This window comes from Lentzea aerocolonigenes, from assembly GCF_000955955.1.
GTDB classification, from domain to species: domain Bacteria; phylum Actinomycetota; class Actinomycetes; order Mycobacteriales; family Pseudonocardiaceae; genus Lentzea; species Lentzea aerocolonigenes_A.
Genome location: NZ_JYJG01000332.1, coordinates 1 through 24,501 on the forward strand (window position 1 = coordinate 1; position 24,501 = coordinate 24,501).

The following is a 24,501-nucleotide window of genomic DNA, read 5'->3' on the forward strand; positions in this document are numbered from 1 at the left end:
AATTAATGACTCAGGACACTAGTTACTCGTGTCCAGGCGTCGGTGGTTCGAGCGCGGCGGGAGACTCCGCCTCGGGAATCAGCAACCGCGCCGACCCCGACCCGTCCGCCGGCACCGCCCAGACGTCGGAGTGCCCGCCGCCGCGCGGGATTCCGTATGCGATGGTCCGGTCGTCGAGCCAGGCGGGCTGGTCGTCGACACTGCGGCCCTCGGCGAGCGGCGTCACGGCGCCACTCGCCAGATCGAGCACGGAGAGCCGCCAGCCCTTCGCCGGATCACCGTCCACAGCGGACTTGAAGGCGATCCGCCTTCCGTCAGGAGACAGGGAGGGACACTCGACGTTGTCGCGCACCGTGTGCACGGTGCGGGCCGAGACATCGCCTTCCACCAGGTATCGGTGGTCGCCCGTCGACATCGTCGCGAAGAACCGGTTCTCGTCCTGGGCGAACGTGACGCCCCAGAAGTTGAGGTCGGCGGCCTGGTAGGGCTTCCCGTCGACCGTCACGCCGAAGTCCTCCAGCGTTCCTTCGAGAGCGTCGGTCGTGGTGTCCAGCATGCCGGCGCGCGTGGAGAACTTGCCTCCGTTGTAGGAGTCCCCGGTGACGAAGACGGTCCAGGCGACCCGCTGCCCGCTGGGCGAGACCCTGGCCCGGTTCGGCAGTCCCACCAGCGGAATCTCCTGCTTCACGGCCAGCCCGGCGTCGAACACGGCGAGCTGGTAGGTGGTCAGCCCGTTCTCCGGCCGCAGGCACAGTCCGGTGCCGCCGGCGGCGTACACCCGGTTGCAGGTCATGGTCGACACCGCACGCGCACCGCCGGGGTCGTCGGCCGCCACGGTCGCGAGGTGGCCGCGTTCGTCGTCCGCGGTGCTGCGGAACAGCAAGCGCGGGCCGGTCAGAGTCACCGTGTCCGTGGTTCGGGCTACGGCGGCGTCCCGGTTGCGCGCCCTGACGAGTCCTGTGTAGACGATGGCGGCCGCGGCCAGGGCGAGCACGCCGGCCAGTGCGAGCAGAATGCGGGTCCGGCTGGTCAAGCGCGCACCGCCTTGCGCGGGACCAACAGCAAGGCGGTGCCCACGACGGCCATGAGCACCAGGCCGGCGGCCACGCCGACGGCGGTGTCCGCGCCACCGACCTGCCAGAAGAGTCCGAAGAGGACGGACGAGACGAAGTACGACAACGCCTGCCCGGTCTGCACGATCGAGATGCCGGTGGTGCGCAGCGCCTCCGGCAGGATCGGGCCGGCCAGCGCCATCAGCACACCGTCGGTCGCGGCGTAGAAGGCGCCGTAGCAACCGAGGGTGAGCGCGAACAGCGGCCACCCCGACACCGGGCTGAGGAGCAGCAGGTACACCACGGCCAGCCCGCCGTAGCCGCAGAGCATCACCGGCAGGCGGCCGACCCGGTCGGCCAGCGCGCCCAGTGGCGCGGCCAGCAGCAGGTAGACGAGATTGGTCCCGACCGCCAGCAGCGGGAACCATCCGTTCGCGATGTCCTCCTTGCGCTGCAACAACAAATACACGAACCCGTCGCCGATGGTGACCATTCCCAGCACGCACGCGGCCAGCAGCAATCGCCGCACCCTGGCGTCACGCAGCAGCGAGACGACCGCGCGAGGCGACACGGTCTTCGCAGTGGCCGGTGCCGAACGCCGGTCCCGCACGAACAGGCAGAGCAGCAGCACTCCGCGGGCCGCGATGCAGAAGCTCGTCACGAACACCGCGTCGAAACCGTCGGCGCCGGTGGACGATCCGGCCGCGGCCAGCACCGCAACCGCGACCAGTGGCCCAGCGAACGCGCCGGCGCTGTCCATCGCCCGGTGCACGCCGAACGCGCGCCCGAGCATCGATTCCGGCGCGGACAAGGTGATCAGCGCGTCCCGTGGCGCGGTGCGCAGCCCCTTGCCGGTGCGGTCGACCGTCAGCACGGCCCCGATCGCGGCCGCCGAGGACCCGGCGGCCACCAGCCCCAGCTTGGCCACCGCCGACAGCGCGTACCCGATTGCGGCGACGGCCTTCTTCCGCCCGGCGCGGTCGGCGAGGTACCCGCCGGCCAGCCGCAGCACGGCCGTCGCCCCGGTGTACAGCCCGTCGAACAGGCCGTACGACAGCGGGCTCAGATGCAGCCCGAGCACCAGGTAGATCGGCAGCACGGCGGTGACCATCTCGGACGAGATGTCGGTGACCAGACTGACCGTCCCCAGCGCCAGGACGTTTCCGCCCAGCGCGCCGAGTGTCCGCCGGGACAGGCCGCCGGGATGCTCCCGGCGGCCGATCGTCGAGAGGTACACGACTACTGCCACACATCCAGGATCGGTGACTTCTGCGCCGCGTTGCCGATACCCGGCAGGCCGTGGGCCGCCTCGATCGTCCGGAGCACGGTGTAGTGGTTGATCGATTCGCTGTAGCTGCCCGTTTTGACGTGTGCACCGGTGAACGTGGTGAAGATCTGGTTCACCGAGGTGTTGCTGTCCTCGTCGAAGGTGACGATGAGCAGGCTGTTGTGCGTCTTCGCCCACGTCGCGTAGGCGTCGAGGTGCTTCTTGAGCCACGCGTCGCCCGTGCCGATCGAGCAGTCGTGCATGTCGTTGCACATGTCCGGGGTCACGAAGGCGACGTCCGGGAGCTTCGTGAAGTCGCTGGGGAACGAGGAGAACCTGCGGTTGCTGGACGAGGGGACGTTGCTGAAGTCCACCCAGGAGTTGTGCTTGCGCTTGTAGGTGCCGCTCGAACACCCGGTGTAGCCGTCGGACGGCATCGCCTCCGAGTAGCCGGTGAACGTCTTCCCGATGCCGGCCAACTGGGTCGCGAGGTTCGCCTTCGCGCCGAGGTTCATCGGGCAGGCGTCGTCGTCGACACCCTGCGTCGAGCCCGAGAACAGGGCGACGTAGTTGGGCTGGCTCGGATGCGTGACGGCGAACGACTTGGTGAACTTCGCGCTCTTCGCCGCGAGCTGGTTGAAGTAGGACGCGCTGGAGCTTCCGTTGATCGACGAGTACTTCTTGTTCTCGAACATCACCAGCACGATGTGGTCGAAGGCGGGCACCGACGCCGCCACGGGTGTGACCGAGATGCCCGCATCCGCATTTGTGGCGACGACGGCCGCGGCGATGCCGGCCGCGGCCACTGTCGCGACCGCGATCCGCTTGACGAACATGGAACCTCCAGGAACTCGAGCGGCGGCGGGTGAAAGTATCGCTCGCATCTAAACCACAGCGTGCAGCTATAGCCCATCCGAATCACCCGACTGGCCCTGTAAAATCGGGCAAAACTTTCCCAAATCCGACAATCAGCGCCGGTATCCGGCCAAAAGAATTGCCCGATGTGACAGCAAAGGCCGCGCACTCGCCTGGATCAGGACTGATAGGCCGCCGCCTGCAGCCCGTACAGACTCGCGTACGCACCACCGGATTCGAGAAGTGCGGCGTGGTTTCCGGCCTCCACGACGCGCCCGTCGGCCACGACCACGATCAGGTCGGCCATTTTGACGGTGGAGAAGCGGTGCGACACCAGAACGGTGATGGTGCCGTGAGCCTGTCCGATGCGGCGGCCGTGCTCGGCGTAGCGCTCGAACAGCTGGTGCTCGGCTTCCGCGTCGAGTGCGGAGGTCGGCTCGTCGAGGATCAGGAGCAGCGGGGCCTCGCGCATCATGGCGCGGCCCAGAGCGAGTTTCTGCCACTGGCCGCCGGACAGTTCCCTGCCGTCGGCGTAGGTCTTCCCCAGCTGGGTCGCCAGCCCCTGGTCGAGCTGGTCGATCACGCCGGCGGCATCGGCGCGGTCCAGCGCCGCGAGGACGGCGTCGTCGTCGTTCAGGAAGGGAAGATCGCCCACGCCCACGGTGTGCCGCGCGGCGACTTCGAACCGCACGAAGTCCTGGAACCCGGTCGCGATCCTGGCGCGCCACGCGTCGAGCGGGAACCGGCTGATGTCGGTTCCGTCGAGGTCGATGGCGCCCGCGGTGGCGTCGTAGAACCGGCACAACAGCTTGACCAGCGTGGTCTTCCCCGCGCCGTTCTCGCCGACGATCGCCACGGTCGACCCGGCCGGCAGGGTGAGGCCGACCTCGTGCAGGGACGTCCGCCCGGTGCCGGGATAGGCGAACGCCACGTCGGTGAACCGGATGCCGGTGCGGATGGACTCGGGTACCTCGGTGTCGGCGGGCGGTGGCTGCTGGGCGGCCGTCAGGTCGCGCAGCCAGCGCAGCCGGGCCATGCCGCGGGTCATCCGCTGCAGCCGCCGGAACATCTCCAGGGCGGAGTTGACCTGCCTGTTGACCTGGGTGGCGAGGACGATGACGAGGACGACGGAGCCGACGCTGCCGTGCCCGGCGATCGCCTGGCGCAGCGAGAGCAGGACCGCCGCGACGTACGCGGCGGAGAAGGCCAGCTGCCCGGCCGCCTCGATGAGTGCCGAGCGCAGTTCGGCACGGGCCAGCACCCGGCCCTCGTCCGCCCACAACACGCGGTGGCGACGCCGGAACTCGTCCTGCAACCGGAACACGCGGATCTCCTTGGCAGGTGCCGCTTTCGTCCCGAGCTCGAAGAGGTTGCGGGCCTGCCGGGAGACGGTGGCGGAGCGTTCCCTGGCTCCGTTCTGGACGTCCTGGGCGCGGTGGGTCGCGTACACGGGCAGCAGGGCGGCGACCGGGAGCAGCATCAGCCACGGGCTGACCGACGCGAGCAGCCAGGCCGTGAACGCCATCGACACCCCCAGCGACAGCAGCGTCATCAGGCCGACCAGGGCGTCCGCGTACTGCCCGATCTCCTTGCGCAGCAGGGCGATCTCGTCGGCGTAGTCGGCCCGCTCGTGATGCTCCAGACCCGCGGAGCCGCCCGCGAGCTCGATCAGCTCGCGGTCCATCGTGACCGTGACGAGGTCGGCGGCCTCGCCGTACGGGATGAAGGCGAAGTGCTGCAGCATGAGTGCGCAGACAGCCGTCATCCCGACCAGCACACCGGTCAGGGCCGCGCCCGGCACGTCGCCGGCCACCGCCCGGTCGATGCCGTTCTTGAGCGCGAGGGCGAGGAGCGGCCCCGCGGCGCCGCCGAGGATCATCAGCACCACCGACACGGCGATCCGGCCAGGACTGTCCCGCCAGGCGGCCGCCATGATCTCGCCGGTGGCGCGCAGTGCCGCGATCAACGCTCTGTCCCTTCGATGTCTTCCCCTGCTTGGAAACGCCGCGCCTGCAGGTCGTACAGACCCGCGTACCGCCCGCCCTGGTCCAGCAGGCTCTGGTGGGTGCCGTCCTCGACGACCCGGCCGTGCTCGAGGACCACGATGCGGTCCGCGTGCCGGATGCTCGAGAACCTGTGCGAGATCAGCAGTGTCGTCCGTCCCCTGGCGTTGGCGATGAACTCCTCGTAGAACGCCGCCTCGGCCCGCACGTCCAGCGCCGAGGTCGGCTCGTCCAGGACGAGCAGCCGCGCCCCGTGGTCCATCGCGTACAGGGCGCGGGCGAGCGCGATCCGCTGCCACTGGCCGCCGGACAGCTCGGCCCCTTCCGCGTACCGGCGCGACAGCAGCGTCCCGAGACCGTGCGGCAGCTTCGCGATCGCCCCGTCGATGCCGGCCTTGTGAGCAGCCGCGGCGACTCGTCCGGGATCGGCAGGTTGTTCGACGGCACCGAACGCGATGTTGTCCGCGACCGACAGTTCGTAGCGGTTGAAGTCCTGGAAGATGACGGCGATCTGACGCCGCCACGCGTCGGCCTCCAGCGACGAGATCGCCCGGCCATCGGCCAGGATCGCGCCGCTCGTCGGCTCGTACAGCCGGGACAGCAGCTTGACCAGGGTCGTCTTCCCCGAGCCGTTCAGGCCGACCAGAGCCGTGCACTGGCCGGCCTGGATGGTCAGGTCGAGTCCGTCGAGCACCAGGCGGTCGCTGCCCGGATAGGCGAACGACACGTTCTTGAACCGGACGCCACCGAGGAGCGGCGCGGCCGATTCCGTTGACGCGGCGGCTTGCGGAGCGTCGAGCGCCGCGGAGGCCTCCTGGAACCGGCGCAAGGCGCTCACCGACTGCATGCCGAACTGCGTGCCGTTGTCCGACTCGTGATAGAACTCGCCCAGGGAGATCGCCCCGAGCGTGGCCTGGACTCCCAGCACCAGGTGGGTCAGGGAGAGCTGACCGGCGGCGGCGGACGACAGCATCCAGGCCAGCACCAGCACGGCCATGACCACGCCGAACACCGTCCGCCACGCGAACGCGACCCCGTTGGCCCTCCTGCGCTCCCGCCACACCGGGCGCAGCGCCGCCAGCGCGCTGGAGCGGTACCGCTCCGCGAGCCAGCCGGTCAGCCCGAACACCCGCGTCTCCTTGGCCGCGCCCGGTCCCGTGCCCAGATCCCGGAAGTACATCGACTCACGGCGCAGCGGGCCCATGATCGGGCGCAGCCGGGTGTAGATCCGGACCACGGCCCGATGACCGACCCGGAAAGTCATCGTGACCAGGCAGACCACGGCCGCGGCCCACCACGAGACGGCGACTCCGAGCAGGACCGTGTACGTGGCCAGCTGCGTGTACTTGACCACCAGCGCCACCGTGCCCGCCGCCGCGTCACCGGGGGTGCGGCCGCGCTCCAACTGCTCCGCGGCCAGCCACAGGTCGCCCGCGGCCTGGTGGTCCTCGAGCCCGGCGATCCCGGTGCTCCGCAGTGACGCCGCCAGGATCTGGTCGTGGAACCGACCGTCGACCTGGTGCTTCAGCACTCGCCCGAGCGACACCGACAGCGGAGCCAGCAGCTGCTGGACGAACAGCAGGCCGGCCGACACCGCGAACGCCACCACCAGCGAACCCCACGCCGGCGACCCGAGCCCGCCCACGACCGCGGCGGGCGCGCTGCCGACCACGATGCTCGACGCGATCATGAAACCGCCGGGGAGCACACCGACCAGCACGTTCAGCAGCGCGAGCCAGATCGCCAGCGGACCGGTGACACCACGCAGCTCGCGCAGCAGCTGAAGCCGTGGCTCGATTCGCTCCTCGTTGTACGTGCGCCACCAGTGCTTCACCGCGTGTCGCCACCGGAGAGCTGCTTCTCGGCCTCGGCCAGGATCTCGACGACGTCCCGAGCCGAGCGGGCATCGCACGGATGGGTGCGGTGACCGCAAGCCGCCAGAGCGACGAGCTCGGCGGCCGCGACCCGCAGCGACTGCGCGGGGTCGACCGAACCGACTGGCATGGCCGAACGGCCGGACGGTCCCCAGAGGACCAGGTCCGGCCCGGCTGCCGGTTTGGGCGCGCTCAGCGTCATCGTGGCCGTCGAGGACGCGCCCGTCGCGTGCCGGAGCACCAGGTGGCTCATCTCGCCACCACCCGGCACGGCGACGACCGACGTCACCGGGCCGAGGCACGCGCTCAGCATGTCGACCAGGTGCGGGCCGACGTCCCACAGCGCGCCCTTCTCCTGTCGCCACGGGGTGTTGAACCGCGAACCGGGCAGCAGCGCCGTGGCCAGCCAGAGCGCGGCGCCGCCTGCCCAGCCGGCGTCCTCGCTGAGCCAGGCCCGGATGTCGCTGTTGAAACGCCAGGTGTGGAAGACCACCGAGGCGACGCCCGCGTCCTCGACGGCCGTGACGACGGCGTCGGCGTCCGCCGGAGTCAGCGCGATCGGCTTCTCCAGCAACAGATGCTTGCCCGCTTGCGCGGCGCGGATCGCCAACGACGGCTGAACCCTCGGCGAGACGGCGAACGCGACGGCGTCGACCGCGGCGAGGAACGCGTCGAAGTCGGTGAACGCGGCCGCGCCGTGCTCCGCCGCGAGTCCGGCAGCGGCGTCGGGATTTCGTCCCCAGACAGCGGCCAGGGTGCAGCCAGGGGTGGAGGCGAGAGCGGGCGCGTGCGTGAAGCTCGCCCAGAAACCGGTGCCGATGAGGCCGAAGCGCATGGAGATCCTTCCTAGTGGCGTGGGTCGCGCCACTAACTCAGCCGCTCGAGCAGGTGCTCGCCGACCCTGATCGCGTTGGCCATGACGGTCAGCGCCGGATTCACCGCGCCGACGCTCGGCAGGAAGCTCGCGTCGGCGACGTACAGGTTGTCCAGTTCGTGCGCCTTGCAGTTCAGGTCGAGCACCGAGGTCGCGGGGTCGGCACCGAACCGGCAGGTGCCCGCCTGGTGTGCCACGCCGGCCAACGGGTTGTGCGGCAGGGAGTTCTGGTCGAGCACGCGGTCGGCGGCGATGCCGATGCGGCTCATGGCCGTCGTCAGCTCACGGCGGAGTCCGTCCGCCGCGGGCTGGTTGGTCACCTGGTAGGCCAGGTGCACGTTGCCGTCCCGGTCGACCGTGACCCGGTTGTCAGGCCTCGGCAGGTCTTCTGTGGTCAGCCAGAAGTCGACGGCGTGGCCGGCGACCTCCGCCGGGAGCTCCGCCCTCCTGGCCGCCATGCTGGACTTGCCGACCATCTGGATGTTGCCCAGCGGCCACGGCCTGCCGTCGCCGGCGAAGTAGAAGTCGTTCAGCCCCAACGTCTTCTGGAACGCCGTGTGGTTGGGCTCCTTGGCGATCACCACCACGGGACTGCTGTTGTGGGTCATGTAGTTCCGGCCGACCTGGCCGGAGGCGTTGGCCAGGCCGGCGGGGTGGGCACCGGACGCCGAGCGCAGCAGGATCCGGGCGGTGTTGACCGCGCCCGCCGCGAGCACCACGACGTCCCCGCGGTAGGTCACGGTCTCCCCCGCGTGCGAGACGACGACTCCGGTCACGGCTCTGCCGGAAGGGCCGGTGGTCAGTCGCTGCACCTCCGCGTCGACGACGAGGGTGACGTTGTCCAGGTCCAGGACGGGCCGGACGCCGATGACCTCCGCGTCCGACTTGGCGTGCAGCAGACAGGGGAAACCGTCGCAGGTGCCGCACCGGATGCACGCGCTCCTCTGCCGGTTCGCCTCGTCGAGCAGGATGCCGCACGGAGCGGAGAACGGGTGGTAGCCCGCTCGCTCCAGATCGTCGCTGAGCTGCTGGATGCTGCGCTCGTGGGAGACGGCGGGCCAGGGGTAGTCCTTCGACCAGTGGCCCTCGGTGGGGTCCTCGCCGTGCGTCCCGTGCACCTGGTACAGCCACTCCGCCCTGGTGTACCAGGGTTCGAAGTCGTCGTAGCCGAGTGGCCACGCCGGCGACAACCCGTCCACGTGGCGGAGTTCGCCGAAGTCACCGGGACGCAGCCGGTACAGCGCCGCGCCGTACATCTTGGTGGCGCCGCCGACGAAGTAGTAGACCTTGGGCTGGAACGGGCGCCCTTCGCCGTCGTACCACGTGTCCCGCGAGACGTAGCGGCCGTTGGCGCGAACCTGGTCCGGGTCCCAGTTCTCCTTCTCCCGCGGCAGGAAGTTGCCGCGTTCCAGCAGCAGTGTGCGTTTTCCGGCGCGCCCGAGAACGTTGGCGAGGGTGCCTCCGCCGGCGCCGGTACCGATGATGATGACGTCGTAGTGCTCGCTCACGTGCGGATCGCATCCTGGGCGGAGGGCTGGAAACGGCGGTACAGGTCGCGCAGATCGGACGCGGGATAGGCTTCCTGCCAGGGTTTCCTGCGTCCGGCGAAGTGGATGACGGCGGCGCTCTTCTCGTCCTCGATGAGTCCGGCGAGGGGGTTGACGTCCTCGCACGGGTGGACGTACTCGGGGCCGCGCGGCGACATCGCGAAGGTGTTCCAGCGGGACTCGATCCGGTGCCAGTCGCCGTCGGCGGCGTAGTTGAGCGCGTCCTGGTCGAAGAAGTGCACCTTGTCGGGGTGCTCGGCCAGGAACTCGCGCGCCCGCTCGAACAGGCGGGAGCCGCGGATCCGGGCGAGGTCCAGGAGCATGACGCCGCTGTTGAAGTAGGGCCTGCCGCGTGGCAGGCCGAGTGCCCGCCACCCCGGCATGCCGGGGCCGTGCCCGATCAGCGGGCAGATCGGGTCGCGGGCGGCTCCGATCGGGTGGCCGCCCAGGTCGCGGACGAGCAGCGGTCGCAGGTCCGCGAGCACCAGCACGTCGACGTCCAGGTACAGGACCCGTGGTTCGTCCTCGATCACGTCCGGAATGGACATCCGCCCGTAGATGGCTTTGCTGTACCAGGCGCCGATGGGCAGGCCCGGATCCGCGTCGGGCACGGGACGGATCTCGACCGGCAGGCCCAGGCTCTCGGCGTCGCGCCGAATCGAGGCCGCGCTCTCCGGCACGAGTCCCTGGTCCAGGACGACGAGCCGCAGTTCGCCGACGGCCGGACCGTGTGCCGCCGCGATGGACCGCATCAGAGTGCGCAACGGCTCGACGTAGCCGTCGTCGATCGCGCAGACGATCGGGGCCAGTCCTGGTGCCGCGGTCATACCACCTCACCCCTCTTCCTGGCTGCCCGGCGGTCGCGCGCTGCGGCGTCCCCGCTCCGGTAGGCCGACCAGATGCGTTCGGCCGCGTCGGGCCAGTCGGGGTATTTCGAGTAGTCCGCAGCACAGGCGAAGAAGGCGAAGCGACTGTCGCGGACGTCGATCCGGCCGTCGTGATCCCCGAGGTACTGGAGGAAGGCCTCGGACTCGCCGACGACGGAGTTGTGGAGCAGTTTCCACTTCCCCGAGGAGTACGCCTCCGCCCGTTCCTCCAGGCGGTCCCGCACCGATGCCGTCCACTTGAAGTGGTGCACCTGGGCGCACAGATCCTCGATCGGTGCGGCCTGCCCGGTCCACGCCCGGTGCTGGCCGTAGTCCAGTTCCACACAACCGCGGGCGATCGTCACCTTGGTCGTCCGTCCTTTTAGGAGTGAATGGGTGAGCAGCCCCGCCATCGGGTACTGGTCCCACAACGAGCGGCGTTCGACCGGTTCCACCGCCGTGAGCCGGCCGTCTTCGCTGACCCGGTCCAGAAATGCGCCGGTCACGTAGTCGTATCCGTTCTTCTCGCACAGCTCCACGACATCTGCCAAAGCGCGGTCGTAGACGTGGAACTCGTCAAGATCCGCGACGACCCACCAGTCGTCGGGATGCCGCAGCATCAGCCCCCGGATCAGCTTCGCGTTCAGGTCCTCGTCCCAGGGTCCGATGTGGACGCTGTCGAACTCGAGCCCGAAATCCGCCATGACCGAGGCTGACCGGCCGAGAGCCGGGTCCTGCCGATCCGCCGCGTGGCGGACGATGTGGAAGGTTTCGACCCCCAGGGCGGAGTAGTGCGCCAAGGTGTGCGGCAGCAGAGAAACGTCTCCGCCCACAACAGAAGCGAGCCGAACGGTCATTCCCGTCCCCCCAGGGCATCTGCCAGGATGTTGCCGAGCTGGTTCTTGTCGCATTGATCCCACGCCGCTGCGTACGAGCGCGCCGGATCACCCAGGAAGTACTTCTCGAACAGGAGCTGACGGGACCCGAAGGCCTCGCCGACGAGGTCCCACGCCAGCCGGTAGACACGCGTCCGCTCTTTTCCGTCCATCGTCGCGCCGCGGTAGTACTGACTGATCACGTCGGCCAGCGGGCCCTCCAGATCAGCCGAGGTCGGGGTCATGAACAACCCCGAGGCCGACAGGTCTCGCAGGGTCTCGACGGCGGAGGCGTACACGTCCTTGCTGACGCGAAGCCCTGCCAGCACCGGCTTGGTGGCGGGCACGCACATTCCCCAGTCCGTGGTGAACGCGTCGGCCTCGGCCGCCCTCAGGCAGGCTTCGGTGACGTCGAGGCCGGTGACGATCTCACCGAGCCTGCGGCGCGGCTCGTCGGCTTTCGCCAGCCCGGTGCTCTCGACCACGGCGGACGCGGTCGCCAGGGCGAGCTGGATCTTCACCGCACGCCGGGCGAGCACCTGCTGCCCCACGTGTTCGTTGAAATGGGTGGCCACCTTGAAGTTCCGGTCCAGTTCGAGGTCGCGGTAGACGAAGACGCGCTCCCACGGGACGACCAGGTCCTCGAAGATCGCCACGCAGTCCATCTCGTCGAAGCGGGAAGCCAGCGGATGGTCGACACGGCCGTTGCGGGTGAACGGTTCCCGGCAGAGCAGCTGCAACCCCGGGGTGTCCAGCGGAACCGCGAAGGAGATGGAGTAGTCCTCCTCCCCCGCCGCCAGAGGACGGCCGGCTCCGAAGACGAGCAGTTCGTCGGCGAGCGGCGCGAGCGTTGCCAGGCTCCGCATGCCCCGGACGATCGGGCCCGAGTCCGTCTCGCCGACGATCCGCAGCGCGGTGGCGACGCTGCCACCCTGCCCCGAGACCGTCTTGCTCTTGTCCGTGCGCGGGCCGGCGAACGTGTGGGACAGGCACAGGTCCCGTCGCCGTGCGTCCTCGTGGTACCGGGCGAGGTTCTCGGCGAAGCCCTTGTTCTCCCCGGCCGAGAAGAACGTCTGGTTCGCCGCGAAGGCCGTCAGGCAGGTCGCCATGTAGTCGGGACTGCGGCCCAGCATCCCCAGCGACGCGCGGGCCCAGACCTCGAAACCCTCGCGCCGGGCCACCAGTTCCGCGGCCGAGCCGGGAGCCAGGTACGCGCGGCTGCAGTGCTCGCCGCGGTGCTCCGCGGTGAGCAGTTCCCGTGTCGGCGACTCGTGCTGCAGGTCGTAGAGCGCCGCGATCTCCCGAGCGGCCGGTTTCAGGCCCTCGTGCGAGGTGACGTCGGCGACCGTCGCACCTCCCAGCCAGACCTTCCGCCCGTCCTTCAGGCGTTCCAGATAGTCCGCACCCGTGGTGAGGCTCACGCGTCGAAATCCGGGAGAACGGCCTCGTGGTCCTCGGCCGGAGGGACGGACGGGACGTGGACGACGAGGAGAACGGCGGCCTCTCCGGAAGCCTTGAAACCGTGCGCCGTGCCCGGCGGGAGGTAGAGGGTCGTCCCCGCCTGGACGGCCTTGACCTCACCGCCGACGTAGGCGGCCGCCGACCCGGACACGACGTAGACCAACTCCCCGGACAGCGCGTGCCGCGTCACCGGCGCGGGGTTGCCAGGCTGTACCTCCACATAGGACGCGCGCAACCGCGCCTGGCTGGCCGGAAAGTGGCCGATGGTGCCGAAAGGCCGTTCCTGGATGGGCAGTTGCCCCGCTTCGGTCGTCCAGATCTGCTCGGTCGACACGTCTTCGACAGTCACTCTGTCTCTCCTTTGGTCAGCGCATCACATGGGTGCCCGCGACGACCAGGTCCTGGCCGGCGAGCACTTCGTTTTCCGGGTCGAGGAGGAACGCGATGGCACGCGCGACATCCGCGGCCCCGACCGCACGGCCGCGGGGCAGGTCTCCCTGCCTCGACGGTGGTGCCGGCCGCCCCTGCCGCTCGAACAGCTCCGCCAGGTGCTCCCGGCCGGCACGGCCCAGGTCGGTGTCCACGCCGCCGGGGCTGACGCAGTTGACCAGGACCGAGTCGCCGATGACCTCGGCCGCGAGGCACTGGACCGCGGTGCGCAGGGCCGCCTTGGTGGCCGCGTAGGGAACCATGAACGACCGGGGCCGCAGTGGTGCCAGCGATCCGACCGCCACGATCCGGCCGAACCCGTTGTGCCGCATCGCCGGCAGGAGGTCCTGGGCGAGTTCGACGAACGCCACGACGTGCAGCTCGAAGAGATCACGCAGCACTCGTGCGTCGACGTCCTCCACCGCTGCGGGCATTCCGCTGCCGGCGCAGTGGACGAAACCGGTGATGGGAAGTCCTTCCCTGGCGGCCAGCTTCTCGCGGAACCGCAGCCGTTCGCCGGGATCCCGCAGATCCACCTGGTAGGTCTCCGCACCGGATCCGGTCCACGAGACGGGCGCCGCCGGAGCTTTCGTGTGCCCCACGAGGATCAGCTGTTCGCAGGAGTCCCGGATCTTCCCGACCGTGGCCTGGCCGATGCCGCGGCTGGCGCCGGTCACCAGGACGGCTCCATGACTGCCCACGCGTCAGCCGCCCAGAGGAGGATCGGCGCGACGGACGCGCAGGTCCAGGAGCGCGGGCCGGCCGGACGCCAGGGCGTCGCGGACCGCGGCCGGGACCTCGTCCACCTTCTCGACCCGCCGGGACCACAGTCCGAGCCCCGCGGCCACCGCCGCGAAGTCCATGTCGTGGAACTCGGTCGAGATGATCCGCCCGTCGAAGTCCTGGACCTGGGCGGTGCGGATGCGGCCGAGGGCGGCGTCGTTCACGACGACCCAGAGCACCGGGATGTCGTGGTTCACCGCGGTGGCCACTTCGCCGCCGTGCATCAGGAAGCTGCCGTCACCGGTCACCGAGACCACGGGCCGGTCCGGGTCCGCGAGCTTCGCGCCGATCGCCGCGGCGATGCCCTGTCCCATCCCGCCGAGAGACCGGCCGGGCAGGATCGCGTTGCTGTAGGTGGCGCGGAAGATCTGCATCGCCCAGATCCAGTGGCTGCCGCTGTCCGGGAGCACGCGTGCGTCGTCCGGAAGGGCGTCCCGCACCGCGGCGAGCGCCTCCCCTGGATGCATGTGCTCGTCGTACGAGCCGTCGGAGATGACCGAGTCCGGTTCCGGTGCGGACGTCGCCGTGAACGGTTCCGTGCGGGGCAACGGGGTTGTCGTCTCCGGAGCGGTGTTCGTCAGCGCGTCGAACACGGCAGCGGCATCGCCCACCAGGAGCTTGTCGGCAGGCCACAGAACGCCCGTTTCGCCGGCGTCGACGTTGACCGAGACGACCCGGCCAGGTGCGGGGAGCCGTCCCAGGCCGCCGAGGGACATGCCGCTCAGCGACGTTCCCACGGCGAGGACGAGGTCGGGCCGCGTCCGCGCCCACCACGCGGGCAACGCGGGATCCTCGCCCGCGCCCACGTGACCGAGCACCTGCGGCGTGTTGGCGGGCACGGCACCCTTGCCGCGCACGGTGGTGACGATCGGGATGTTGCGCGCTCGGGCGAACCGCACGATCTCGTTCCCGGCCCGGGAGCTGGCCACACCTCGACCGGCCAGGATGACCGGCGCGCTCGCGCCGGCGAGTTCCTTCTCCAGCGCCTCGAGTTCACCGGCGGACGGGCACGGCCGGTGCCGATCCTCGACAACGCGCGTGTGCATGCGGTCGACGTGCGGCAGCGTCACCGGTTCGTCCCACAGCTCCATCGGCACGCTGATGTGCACGGGACCGGCGCGTCCGTCCCGAGCCTCCGACAACCCGCTCGCCAGCAGCCTCACCAGGTGGTTGCCGCTCACCGCGAGGCTGCTGCTCTTGGTGATCGGGGCGAAGGCGGCGACGGTGTCCACGCCGCGCCCGAAGCTCGTGGACTCCTGGTACGCCCTCGTCCCGAACGCGGCCAGCCGCGACTGGCCGGTCAGCACCAGCAGGGGGATGCCCTCCGAGTACGCGGTCGCGACTCCGGTCATCAGGTTCAGGGCACCGGGACCGGTCGTCGCGCAGCACACGCCGACCGTGCCGCGGACCTGCGCCCAGCCGGTGGCGGCGAAGGCCGCACCCGTTTCGTGGGCGCAGAGCACGTGCTCCGGGTGGCCCCGGTCGTGCAGCTCGTTGTAGATCGACATGATCGCCTGGCCGGGCACACCGAACACGTGGCCGACGCCGAGATCTTCCAGGACGTCAAAAAGGAAACTCACTGCGGTGGTCACTTTTTGACCGCCTCCCGATGACTTCGCATTCACCTGTGGACGAAACACCATTCGTTACTCAGCCCCGGCCCGGCGCCCGGCCCACGCGGTCCGGTCGGCGTAGGAGAAGAAGAGATCCGCGGCATCGGGGATCAGGTAGCCGGTTTTCCAGGGTTTCCGCTTGCCCGTGAAGTGACGGACGCGAGGACCGCGCAGGGCGGCTTCGCTGATCGCCGGAATCTCGCTCGCCGCGGGATGCGGGGCCCCGAACCGGATGTCGGTCATGTTCCAGGACTCGTCGACCGCCAGGAACTCGCCGTTGACGACGGCGTTCAGGGCTTCCTGGTCGAGCAGGCCGATGCACGCGGCGTGTTCCTCGACGTACGCGAGCGCCTTCGCGGCGATCTGATCTCGCCGCCACACAGCCAGGTTGATGACCAGCATGCCGGCGTTGAAGTACGGGGCGCCGGGATCGAGACCGGCCTCCTCCCAGCACTGCACGCCTCTGGGACTGCCGATCGACGGGTTGAACGGATCGATCACCGCGCCGAGCGGCAACCCGTGCAGGTCCAGGTCCCACAGGTCGTCGAAGGGCGACAGGGTGATCGTGTCCACGTCCAGGTAGATGACCTTGTCCCAGTCCGGCAGCAACTGCGGCAGCAACAGGCGGGCATAGGTCGCCGAAGTCGGATGGCTCAGGAACGGGGACGAGGTCGGCCAGGCCGACAGGCTGCTCACGTCGACGTCCAGGAAGCGGACGAGGCCGGACGCTCCGGCGTCCCACGACGCCGACAGCCTGCGCTTGGACTCGGCGGAGATCCCGCACGACAGGACGACGACCTCCAGCGGCCTTTCCCGGTTCGCGTTGTCGACGATCGACCTGACCGATGCCGCCAGCGGGAACGCGTAGTCGTCGTCGGCGGCCAGGACGATCCGAATCGGTTCTTCGGCCACGAAACACCCTTCGGTCTGGAAATCCGGCAACTCAAAGCGATGTGCTCAGGCTGCCCAGGGCCTGTATCCGTCCGATATCCGTGCGCGGAGAGCGGCGGATAGCGCGGTGAGAAGCGCCAGCGTGCGGCGCGGTACCGGGAAATTTCCGTGTCGTACCGGGAAATATCAGGCGCTGGGATTGCCCGCGTTCCCGCCACCTCGCCCCGCGGATGTGTGGATAATTCGGGTGTGAACGAGGTCGGCATCGATGTTCTCGGGCCTCTTGAGGTGACGGTCGGCGGCGTGCCCCGCACGCTCGGCGGACCTCGTCAGAAGCGGCTGCTGGCGTTGCTCCTGCTCCGCGCGAACACGGCGCTGACACCCGACCAGGTGATCGACGCGCTCTGGGACGACGAACCGCCAGCGACGGCTCGCAGCCAGGTGCGCAACGCCGTCGCCAGGCTCCGGCGCGACCTCGGCGACGCCGGCGCCGCCGTGGTGACCGAGTCCGGCAACTACCGCCTGCGCGTCGACGACGACCAGGCCGACGTCCTGCGGTTCTCCCGAGCGGTGAAGTGTGCCCGCGAACTGGCTCGTGCCGGGGCGAACGACGACGCCGTCAAAGCCGTGCGCGCGGGCCTGTCCCTGTGGCGCGGCGCCGCGTTCACCGGGCTGGACGGCCGGGTTTTCGAGGCGGCGGCGGCATCTCTGGCCGAACAACGGCTCGCTGCCCGTGAACTCCTGATCCACCTGCGCCTGGCAACCGGCGACACGGCCGGCCTGGCCGCCGAACTGACCGTGCTCACCGCCGAGCACCCGACCAGCGAGTCGTTCGTCGCGCAACTGATGACGGCGCTGTGCCGTGAGGGCAGGCAGGCGGACGCGCTGCGGGCGTACGAGCGGCTCCGCGGCCGGCTGGCCGACGAGCTCGGTGTCGACCCCGGCCCGGAGTTGCGCGAACTGCACGAACGCGTGCTGCGGGGCGACATCGCGCCTGTCACCGAAGCCTCGGCGGTGGAACCTCGATCCCTGCCGCGCGACCTCGCGGACTTCACCGGCCGCGACGACGAAGTCCGCGACCTCGTGGCGCTGGTGGAGAAGGCCTCCGACACCGCCGTGATCATCTCGGCGATCGACGGGATGCCCGGTATCGGGAAGACCACCCTGGCCGTGCGGCTCGGCCACCTCACCCGCAGCCGGTTCCCGCAGGGCCAGCTGTTCGTCGACCTGCACGGCCACACGCCGGGGCGGCGGCCGCTGGCACCGGACGCGGCGCTCGACGTGCTGCTGCGCGGTGTCGGCGTGCTGCCCGAACAGATCCCGGAGGACCTGGACCGCCGCGTGGACCTGTGGCGCTCGACGATGGCGGACCGGCGGATGCTCGTCGTCCTGGACAACGCGGCCGACACCGCACAGGTGCGGCCCCTGCTCCCGGCCTCACCCCGCGTGCGGGTGCTCGTGACGAGCAGGCGCCGGCTCACCATGCTGGAGGGTGCGTCGTCGTTCTCGATCGACGTGATGCCGCCGGCCGACGCCGCCCGGCTGTTCTGCCGGGTCGCGGCCGTACAGCCTGCCGACGGGCCGGTCGCCGACGTGGTGGCGTTGTGCGGCCACCTGCCGCTCGCCATCAGGATCGCCGCGTCGCGGTTGCGCAGCAGGCCGCGGTGGACGGTCTCGCACCTCGCGGACCTCCTGCGCGACGAAAGCCGCAGGCTGGCCGAGCTGGCAGCGGAGGACCGCAGCGTCCGTTCGGCGTTCGCCGTGTCCTACGACAACCTCTCCGCCTCGACGCGGCGGTCGTTCCGGCTCCTCGGCCTGCTGCCCGGAGGCGACTTCGGTGCGCACGCCGCTGCCACCGTGATGGCCGTGGCGCTGCCAGACGCCCGCCGGACACTCGAAGAGCTGGTCGACATCAACCTGCTCGTCAACCGTGCTCCCGGCCGCTACCTGTTCCACGACCTGCTGCGCCAGTTCGCCCGCTCGCTCTGCACCGCGGACGAGTCCGCCGACGCGATCGGCCGCGTCGTGGAGTACTACCTCGACCTCGGCCACACCGCCGAACAGATCGCGCACCCGGTGGGGAACGGGGAGAGGAGCCGGGGCCCGCACGCGCTGCCGGACCTGCGCACGGCACACGAGGTGCGCTCGGTGATCGACACCGAGCACCGCGCCATCGCCGAGCTGATCGACGTGGCCGCCGAGCACGGGCTGCCGGAACAGGCGGCCGAGCTGGCGTCGTTGTACGGGCCGGTCCTGCAGCGCCAGGGCTATCTCGACGAGGCGCTGGCCGCCTACGAGTCCGGCCTCGCGGTCGGGGTGTCCAGCGAGGTCAAAGCGTCGCTGTACCGGAGCCTCGGGAAGTCCCTGATCACCGCTCGCCGCTGTGACGCCGCGCTGCCGGCGCTGCACACGGGACTCGCGCTCGAACAGGAACTGGGCAACGTCCGCGGCGCCGGTCGCGCGCACATCAACCTCGGGATCGCGCACTACCGCCTGGGCCGCTTCCCCGACGCGCGCACCAGCTTCCGCCAGGCGCTCACGCTGCTCGGCGAGACCGGCACGCAGTACGACAAGGCCGCGTCGCTGATCAACCTCGCGGCCACGCACATCGCTCTCGGCGACCACGCCGACGCCATCGCCGCCGCGACCACGGTGCTGGCACAAGCCGCCGACCTGGACAACCCGCACATCCACGCGGTCGCCCTCTACAACCTGGGCCACGCCCAGCTCCACCGCGGCGACATCGACACCGCGCTGACGAACCTCGAACGCTCGCAAACGATCAGCCGCGAGATCGGCGGGACCGAGATCGAGGGCCGCAACCTTTACACCATCGCGGAAAGCCACCGTCGGCGACGCGACTTCACCGCCGCCCTCGACGGAGCCCGCGAGGCGCTCATCCTCGCCCGTCGCATCGGCAACCGCGACATCCAGAGCCACGCGATGGTGATCCTCGGCAGAACACACCTCGACCTCGACGCCCCGGCCCGTGCCGCGGAGTGCTTCCACGAGTCGCTGAGACTCACCGCCAACGACGGTGACAACTACACCGAAGCCATGGCTCACGACGGCCTCGCCCGCATCGCTCACGACGAGAGGGACCTGGCCCGCGCGAAACACCACTGGCAAGCCGCGCTGAGCCGCGCCGACGCCGGTGCCCTCCCCCAGCGCGAGCAGTATCGGCGCAATTTGGCCGGCCTCGGTGCCACGGCCGGCCGGCTGACGAAATCCTGAGCCCCGACCACCTCGACCCGCAGCTGCCCGGGACGGCCGCCCCACCACGGAAGTCCGCATGCGCGTTCTGGCAGGCCGATCCAATCTCGCTTGACGGAGTGAGCACTCACTCCGCACTATGGACGCATGACACCAGCATCCGAAACCCGGCGAAGAGCGCCGAGCATGAGCGCGGAGGACCGGCGCGCCATGATCGTGCACGCCGTGCTGCCGCTCCTGATCGAGCACGGCGCGAACGTGACGAGCAGCCAGATCGCCCGCGCCGCCGGCATCGGCGAGGGCACCATCTTCCGCGCGTTCAAGGACAAGGACGAGCTGTTCGACGCCTGCACGGCCGAGGCGTTGCGGCCCGATCACGTGCTCGACGCGATCGCCGAGATCCCCGTCGACCAGCCCTTGGCGGACCGGCTCGTCGAAGCCGCAGAAGCGCTCGGCGCGCACCTCGAGCGGATGGGCGCGCTGATGGGCGCGCTGCACGCGTCCGGCCGCGTCCGGAACCGAGACCCCGAACAGCGCCTCAAGGATCAGAAGAGCAGCTGGAAGGGCGGGCGCCGCGAGTCGATGGCCGCCATCCGCGGGGCGATGGTCGAGCTGTTCACGCCCGAGAAGGACCGGCTGCGGCTGCCGCCGGAGCAGCTCGCCGCCCTCTTCCTGACCTTGTTGTTCGGCGGCCGGCGGTTGGCCTCCGACGTCGACCCGCCCACCACGCGCCAGGTGGTCGACTTCTTCCTGCACGGCGCCGTGGAGGCTGAATGATGCCGGGCGGTGGGGGCGGCATGGAGTTCATGCTGAACCGGCGCGGGCGGCGGCGGCGCGCCACGACGGTGCCGGAGAGCGGGCTCACCGGTCCGGTCGACATTCCCGAACCGAAGCCCGACGACGAACCGAAGGATCTGCGCTCGCGGCTGAAGCGCGCGAGGACGTCCGTTGCGGGCACCGTCCGCGGCCTGCCGAAGGTCGCGAAGCTGACGTGGCAGGCCAGTCCTGTCCTGACCGTGCTGCTGGCGCTGATCACGCTGTTCTCCGGCCTCCTGCCGACCGTGACCGCGTACATCGCGAAGCTGCTGCTCGACTCCGTCGTCGCGGCGATCCAGCACACCGGCACCACCGGTGACATCGTGAGAGTCGCGTTGCTCCAGTTCGGCGTGCTCGCCGCGTCCGCGGTCAGCAGCGCGCTGACGTCGATCGCGCAGTCGCTGCTGCAGGAACGCATGACGCTGACCATCCGCCACCGGGTGATGAGCCACGCCAGCGAACTGCACCTCGCGTACTTCGAGGGCTCGACGTCGTACGACATGCTGCGTCAGGCCGCGCAGGAGGCACCGACCCGGCCGCTGTCGATGATGAACTCCGCGCTGGGGCTGGTGCGGACGCTGATCACGTTCGGCAGCATGGTCGCGTTGCTCGTCTCGATCAGCCCGCTGCTGGCCCTGGTCGCGCTGCTGGCGCCGATCCCGGCGTTCATCTCGCAGTCGAAGTACGGCTCGCGCGCCTTCTGGCTGACCTTCATGATGTCGCCGATCAAGCGGCGGATGGACTACCTGTCCTCGTTGGTCACGACGGACACCTACGCCAAGGAGACGAAGCTGTTCGGGCTCGGCCCGTACTTCGTCGACCGGTTCCTCCGGCTCGGCACCGTCTCCTACGAGCGGCAGCGGAAGCTGACGGTCAACCGCAACATCAGCTCCACGTCCTGGGGGCTGCTGAGCACGCTCGCGGGTTCGGCGATCATGTTGTACATCGCGCTGGAAGCGGTCGGCGGCCGGCTCACCCTGGGAGACCTGGCGCTGTACACGGCCGCGGCGACGTCCGTGCAGGCGTCGGTGTCCGGTCTGTTCACGGCGTTTTCGGGGATGTACGAGAACAATCTGTACCTCGACACGCTGTACAAGTTCCTGGGTACGAAGCCGGAGATCGCGGCGCCGGCGGCACCGCGGCCGATGCCGTCCACAGTGGAGGGTCACATCGAGTTCGACTCGGTGACCTTCAGCTACCCCGGCGCCGAGGAGCCCGCGCTCGACCACGTCAGCTTCGAGATCCGCCCCGGCGAGACGGTGGCCGTGGTGGGCCGCAACGGTGCGGGCAAGTCGACGTTGTTCAAGCTGCTCTGCCGGCTCTACGACCCGACCGGGGGCCGCATCCTGCTCGACGGCGTGGACATCCGCGAGTACGACCCCGTCGACCTGCGCACCCGGATCAGCGCCATGTTCCAGGACTACGTGACGTACCAGGGCACGGCCGCGGAGAACATCGGCCTCGGCGACCTGACGCGACTCGAGGACAGGCCGCACATCGAGGACTCGGCCCGCCGCGCCGGCGCGGACGAGCGCATCGAGCGGCTGCCCCAGGGCTACGACAGCCCGCTCGGCCGCTGGTTCGACCAGGGCGTGAGCCTGTCCGGCGGCGAGTGGCAGAAGATCGCGCTGGCCAGGGCGTTCCAGCGGGAGGCGCCGCTGCTGGTGCTCGACGAGCCGACATCCGCGCTGGACGCACAGGCCGAGCATGACCTGTTCTCGCGGCTGCGCGAACTGTCGGAGGGGCGCACGACGCTCTACATCTCGCACCGGTTCTCGACGGTGCGGCAGGCGGAGCGGATCCTGTTGCTGGAGCACGGGAAGGTCGCCGAGTACGGGACGCACGAGGAGCTGATGGCGGCGAAGGCCGGGTATGCCGAGCTGTTCACGTTGCAGGCGCAGGCATACCTGGACGAGGTGCCCAGCTGAGTTTCTCTCGATCTGGAACCAGCCGGGATGTCGACGTGGCGCGCTCGGTTCCGACGTCTCGGGTGAGGATGGGTCAGCGGGGCCCGATCCACGACGGCGTTCGAAGGAGCCGAGGGTGAAGTACGTGATCATGATCCACTCCAACCCCCAGCCGTGGGGGCATCCGACCTCCAACTACCTGCCCGACTACCAGGACATGCCGCCCGAGCAGCGGGAGCGGCTCAACTCCGAGTTCGAGAAGATGCTCGGCGAGCTGCACGAGAACGGGGAGCTGCTCACCGGCGAGGCGCTGGGGGCGCCCGAGTCCTCGCGGCTCTACCGGTGGGGCGACGGGAAACCGCTGGTCACCGACGGGCCCTACTCGGAGGCCAAGGAGCACCTGGCCGGGTTCTTCCTGATCGACGTGGACGACCACGCCCGTGCCGAGGAGATCGCCGCGCGCTTCGCCGGTCCGGGTGAGACGGTCGAGCTGCGGCCCACCATGTGGGCCGGCGGGCCCGCCTAGTGAACGTGGTGGCGGACGTGTGGCGGCGCGAGTCGCCGCACGTCCTCGCCGCGCTGCTGCGCAGGTACGGCGATCTCGGCGACTGCGAGGACGCCGCGCAGGAGGCCGCCGAGGCCGCGGCACGGCAGTGGGATCGCGACGGCGTGCCCGACAACCCGCGTGGCTGGCTCATCCGGGTGGCGTCCCGGCGGCTGATCGACGGGGTGCGTGCCAACGGGGCGCGGGCAGGGCGTGAAAAAGCGGTGGCGCAGGCCCTCCAGCTCGCGCCGCCCGCGGACGATCCGCGCCACGACGACGCCGATGACACCCTGCGGTTGCTGCTCCTGTGCTGTCACCCCAGCCTGAGCCACTCCTCGCAGGTCGCCCTGACCCTGCACGCCGTCGCCGGTCTGGGCACGGCGCAGATCGCCGCCGCGTACCTGGTGCCCGAGCGCACGATGACGCAGCGCCTGACCAGGGCGCGGGCCACCTTGCGGGCGGCGGGCGCGGTGTTCGAGCTGCCCACCGAAGCCGAGCTGCCCGCGCGCATCGCCGCGGTGCTCGACGTCTGTCACCTCCTGTTCACCGAGGGGCACACCCGCTCCAACGGCGACGCACTGGTGGACTCGACGCTGGCCGACGAAGCCATCCGGCTCACCCGGCAGCTGCACGCGGCGATCCCCGACCACGACGAGGTCTCGGGTGCATTGGCCCTCATGCTGCTCACACACGCCCGCACGCCCGCGCGCGCCGACCGCGGGCAGCTGGTGCCGCTGGCCGAGCAGGACCGTTCACGGTGGGATCGGCAGTACATCGCGGAAGGTGTGGGCATCCTGGAACGGGTGCTGCCCCGCGGCCACGTCGGCAGGTTCCAGCTCCAGGCCGCGGTCGCCGCCGTGCACGCGGAGGCCACCACCTGGGCGGGCACCGACTGGCGGCAGATCTGCCTGCTCTACGGCATGCTCGCGCGGGTGGCGCCCAGTCCGGTCGTCACGCTCAACCAGGCCGTGGCGGTCGGGATGGCGATCGGTGCCGAGGAGGGGCTGGCACTGATCCGGCCGTTGCTCGACGACCCGGCGATGCGGCGGCACCACCGCACCCACGCCGTGCGCGCCCACCTGCTGGAGATGACCGGCGACCTCGCGGGTGCGATCGACGGCTACCGCCAGGCAGCCCTGCTCACGACGAGCATGCCCGAGCAGCGTTACCTCAACGCGCGAATCCGCGACCTGGAACCGGGCTGATGCGAACCCGTCACGCACTGCCATCCCTTGACCTCCAGCGCTCTCGAGGTTGTTCCATCGAACGGTGGAGATCATCGGATTGGGTTGGCTGGGCACGCGGACCCGGCACGCGGAGGAACTGGCCGGCTTCTACCGCGACGTGCTCGGACTCGCACTGACGCACCATGAAGACGGCTTCTGGGTGTTCGCGCTTCCCGACGGGCGCGACGTCGAGGTGTTCGCGGACGGCTACCAGGGCAAGGAGCACTTCGACACCGGACCGGTCGCCGGGTTCGCGGTCCGGGACGTGCCCGCGGCCGTCGCCGAACTGCGCGCGGCCGGCGTCGAACTGCTCGGCGAGCCGGGTCCGACCTGGCAACACTTCCGCGGCCCCGACGGCAACGTCTACGAACTCGTGACCGCGCCCTGATCCGTATCGTTCTCCGA

20 protein-coding genes are annotated in these 24,501 nt (G+C 70.1%); 6 read left to right on the forward strand and 14 right to left on the reverse strand.

What is annotated here, in order from left to right; translation table 11 throughout:
* Nucleotides 1-22: 22 nt before the first annotated feature.
* The 14 genes from UK23_RS35990 to UK23_RS36055 all read right to left on the reverse strand — a co-directional run bounded on the left by UK23_RS35990 (nucleotide 23) and on the right by UK23_RS36055 (nucleotide 16,411).
* Nucleotides 23-1,033: a TolB family protein gene (locus UK23_RS35990; RefSeq protein WP_045316224.1), complete on the reverse strand. Its 1,011-nt coding sequence runs from the start codon at nucleotides 1,031-1,033 to the stop codon at nucleotides 23-25.
* The gene (locus UK23_RS35995) at nucleotides 1,030-2,289 is read right to left on the reverse strand and encodes an MFS transporter (protein ID WP_419503914.1); all 1,260 of its coding nucleotides are present in this window, start codon (nucleotides 2,287-2,289) and stop codon (nucleotides 1,030-1,032) included. The genes UK23_RS35990 and UK23_RS35995 overlap by 4 nt, the downstream gene beginning before the upstream one ends.
* 2 nt (nucleotides 2,290-2,291) lie before the next feature.
* Entirely contained in the window at nucleotides 2,292-3,155 is an 864-nt protein-coding gene (locus UK23_RS36000; protein ID WP_045316225.1) for an alkaline phosphatase family protein, read from the reverse strand.
* A 197-nt stretch (nucleotides 3,156-3,352) separates the two neighbouring features.
* Nucleotides 3,353-5,140, reverse strand: coding sequence for an ABC transporter ATP-binding protein (locus tag UK23_RS36005; RefSeq protein ID WP_231114834.1), 1,788 nt, complete (start codon nucleotides 5,138-5,140; stop codon nucleotides 3,353-3,355).
* Nucleotides 5,137-7,011 (reverse strand): ABC transporter ATP-binding protein, encoded by a 1,875-nt coding sequence (locus UK23_RS36010; protein ID WP_045316226.1) that lies wholly within the window; start codon nucleotides 7,009-7,011, stop codon nucleotides 5,137-5,139. Before UK23_RS36010 ends, UK23_RS36005 begins: the two co-directional genes overlap by 4 nt.
* On the reverse strand, nucleotides 7,008-7,886 hold the full coding sequence (locus UK23_RS36015) for a Gfo/Idh/MocA family protein (protein WP_045316227.1): 879 nt from the start codon (nucleotides 7,884-7,886) through the stop codon (nucleotides 7,008-7,010). The genes UK23_RS36010 and UK23_RS36015 overlap by 4 nt, the downstream gene beginning before the upstream one ends.
* Nucleotides 7,887-7,918: 32 nt before the next feature.
* Entirely contained in the window at nucleotides 7,919-9,433 is a 1,515-nt protein-coding gene (locus UK23_RS36020) for a GMC oxidoreductase (RefSeq protein WP_045316228.1), read from the reverse strand.
* Entirely contained in the window at nucleotides 9,430-10,299 is an 870-nt protein-coding gene (locus tag UK23_RS49280; protein WP_052685369.1) for a glycosyltransferase family 8 protein, read from the reverse strand. The genes UK23_RS36020 and UK23_RS49280 overlap by 4 nt, the downstream gene beginning before the upstream one ends.
* Complete coding sequence (locus UK23_RS36030; RefSeq protein WP_196778045.1) at nucleotides 10,296-11,195, reverse strand: glycosyltransferase family 2 protein; 900 nt, start codon at nucleotides 11,193-11,195, stop codon at nucleotides 10,296-10,298. The genes UK23_RS49280 and UK23_RS36030 overlap by 4 nt, the downstream gene beginning before the upstream one ends.
* A complete protein-coding gene (locus UK23_RS36035; RefSeq protein ID WP_052685370.1) occupies nucleotides 11,192-12,634 on the reverse strand; it encodes a 4-hydroxyphenylacetate 3-hydroxylase family protein in 1,443 nt (480 codons plus the stop codon). The genes UK23_RS36030 and UK23_RS36035 overlap by 4 nt, the downstream gene beginning before the upstream one ends.
* The gene (locus UK23_RS36040) at nucleotides 12,631-13,023 is read right to left on the reverse strand and encodes a cupin domain-containing protein (protein ID WP_045316230.1); all 393 of its coding nucleotides are present in this window, start codon (nucleotides 13,021-13,023) and stop codon (nucleotides 12,631-12,633) included. The genes UK23_RS36035 and UK23_RS36040 overlap by 4 nt, the downstream gene beginning before the upstream one ends.
* Nucleotides 13,024-13,039: 16 nt before the next feature.
* Nucleotides 13,040-13,780 (reverse strand): SDR family NAD(P)-dependent oxidoreductase, encoded by a 741-nt coding sequence (locus UK23_RS49285; protein ID WP_052685371.1) that lies wholly within the window; start codon nucleotides 13,778-13,780, stop codon nucleotides 13,040-13,042.
* 27 nt (nucleotides 13,781-13,807) lie between these two features.
* Nucleotides 13,808-15,478, reverse strand: a complete 1,671-nt coding sequence (locus UK23_RS36050) for a thiamine pyrophosphate-binding protein (protein WP_045316231.1) — start codon at nucleotides 15,476-15,478, stop codon at nucleotides 13,808-13,810.
* 54 nt (nucleotides 15,479-15,532) lie between these two features.
* Nucleotides 15,533-16,411 carry a glycosyltransferase family 8 protein gene (locus UK23_RS36055; protein WP_045316232.1) on the reverse strand — a complete coding sequence of 293 codons (879 nt, stop codon included), beginning with the start codon at nucleotides 16,409-16,411 and terminating at the stop codon, nucleotides 15,533-15,535.
* 228 nt (nucleotides 16,412-16,639) lie between these two features.
* On the opposite strand from UK23_RS36055, the gene UK23_RS36060 reads away from it, so the two are divergent.
* From UK23_RS36060 to UK23_RS36085, 6 genes are all read left to right on the forward strand, one after another.
* Nucleotides 16,640-19,624: an AfsR/SARP family transcriptional regulator gene (locus tag UK23_RS36060; protein ID WP_052685372.1), complete on the forward strand. Its 2,985-nt coding sequence runs from the start codon at nucleotides 16,640-16,642 to the stop codon at nucleotides 19,622-19,624.
* Nucleotides 19,625-19,789: 165 nt separating this feature from the next.
* A complete protein-coding gene (locus tag UK23_RS36065) occupies nucleotides 19,790-20,380 on the forward strand; it encodes a TetR/AcrR family transcriptional regulator (RefSeq protein ID WP_045316233.1) in 591 nt (196 codons plus the stop codon).
* 20 nt (nucleotides 20,381-20,400) lie between these two features.
* A complete protein-coding gene (locus UK23_RS36070; protein WP_045316234.1) occupies nucleotides 20,401-22,347 on the forward strand; it encodes an ABC transporter ATP-binding protein in 1,947 nt (648 codons plus the stop codon).
* A gap of 115 nt (nucleotides 22,348-22,462) precedes the next feature.
* On the forward strand, nucleotides 22,463-22,852 hold the full coding sequence (locus UK23_RS36075; protein WP_045316235.1) for a YciI family protein: 390 nt from the start codon (nucleotides 22,463-22,465) through the stop codon (nucleotides 22,850-22,852).
* An 8-nt stretch (nucleotides 22,853-22,860) separates the two neighbouring features.
* Nucleotides 22,861-24,075, forward strand: a complete 1,215-nt coding sequence (locus UK23_RS36080) for an RNA polymerase sigma factor (protein ID WP_330770514.1) — start codon at nucleotides 22,861-22,863, stop codon at nucleotides 24,073-24,075.
* 64 nt (nucleotides 24,076-24,139) lie between these two features.
* On the forward strand, nucleotides 24,140-24,484 hold the full coding sequence (locus UK23_RS36085) for a VOC family protein (protein ID WP_045316237.1): 345 nt from the start codon (nucleotides 24,140-24,142) through the stop codon (nucleotides 24,482-24,484).
* The last annotated feature ends 17 nt before the right edge of the window (nucleotides 24,485-24,501 follow it).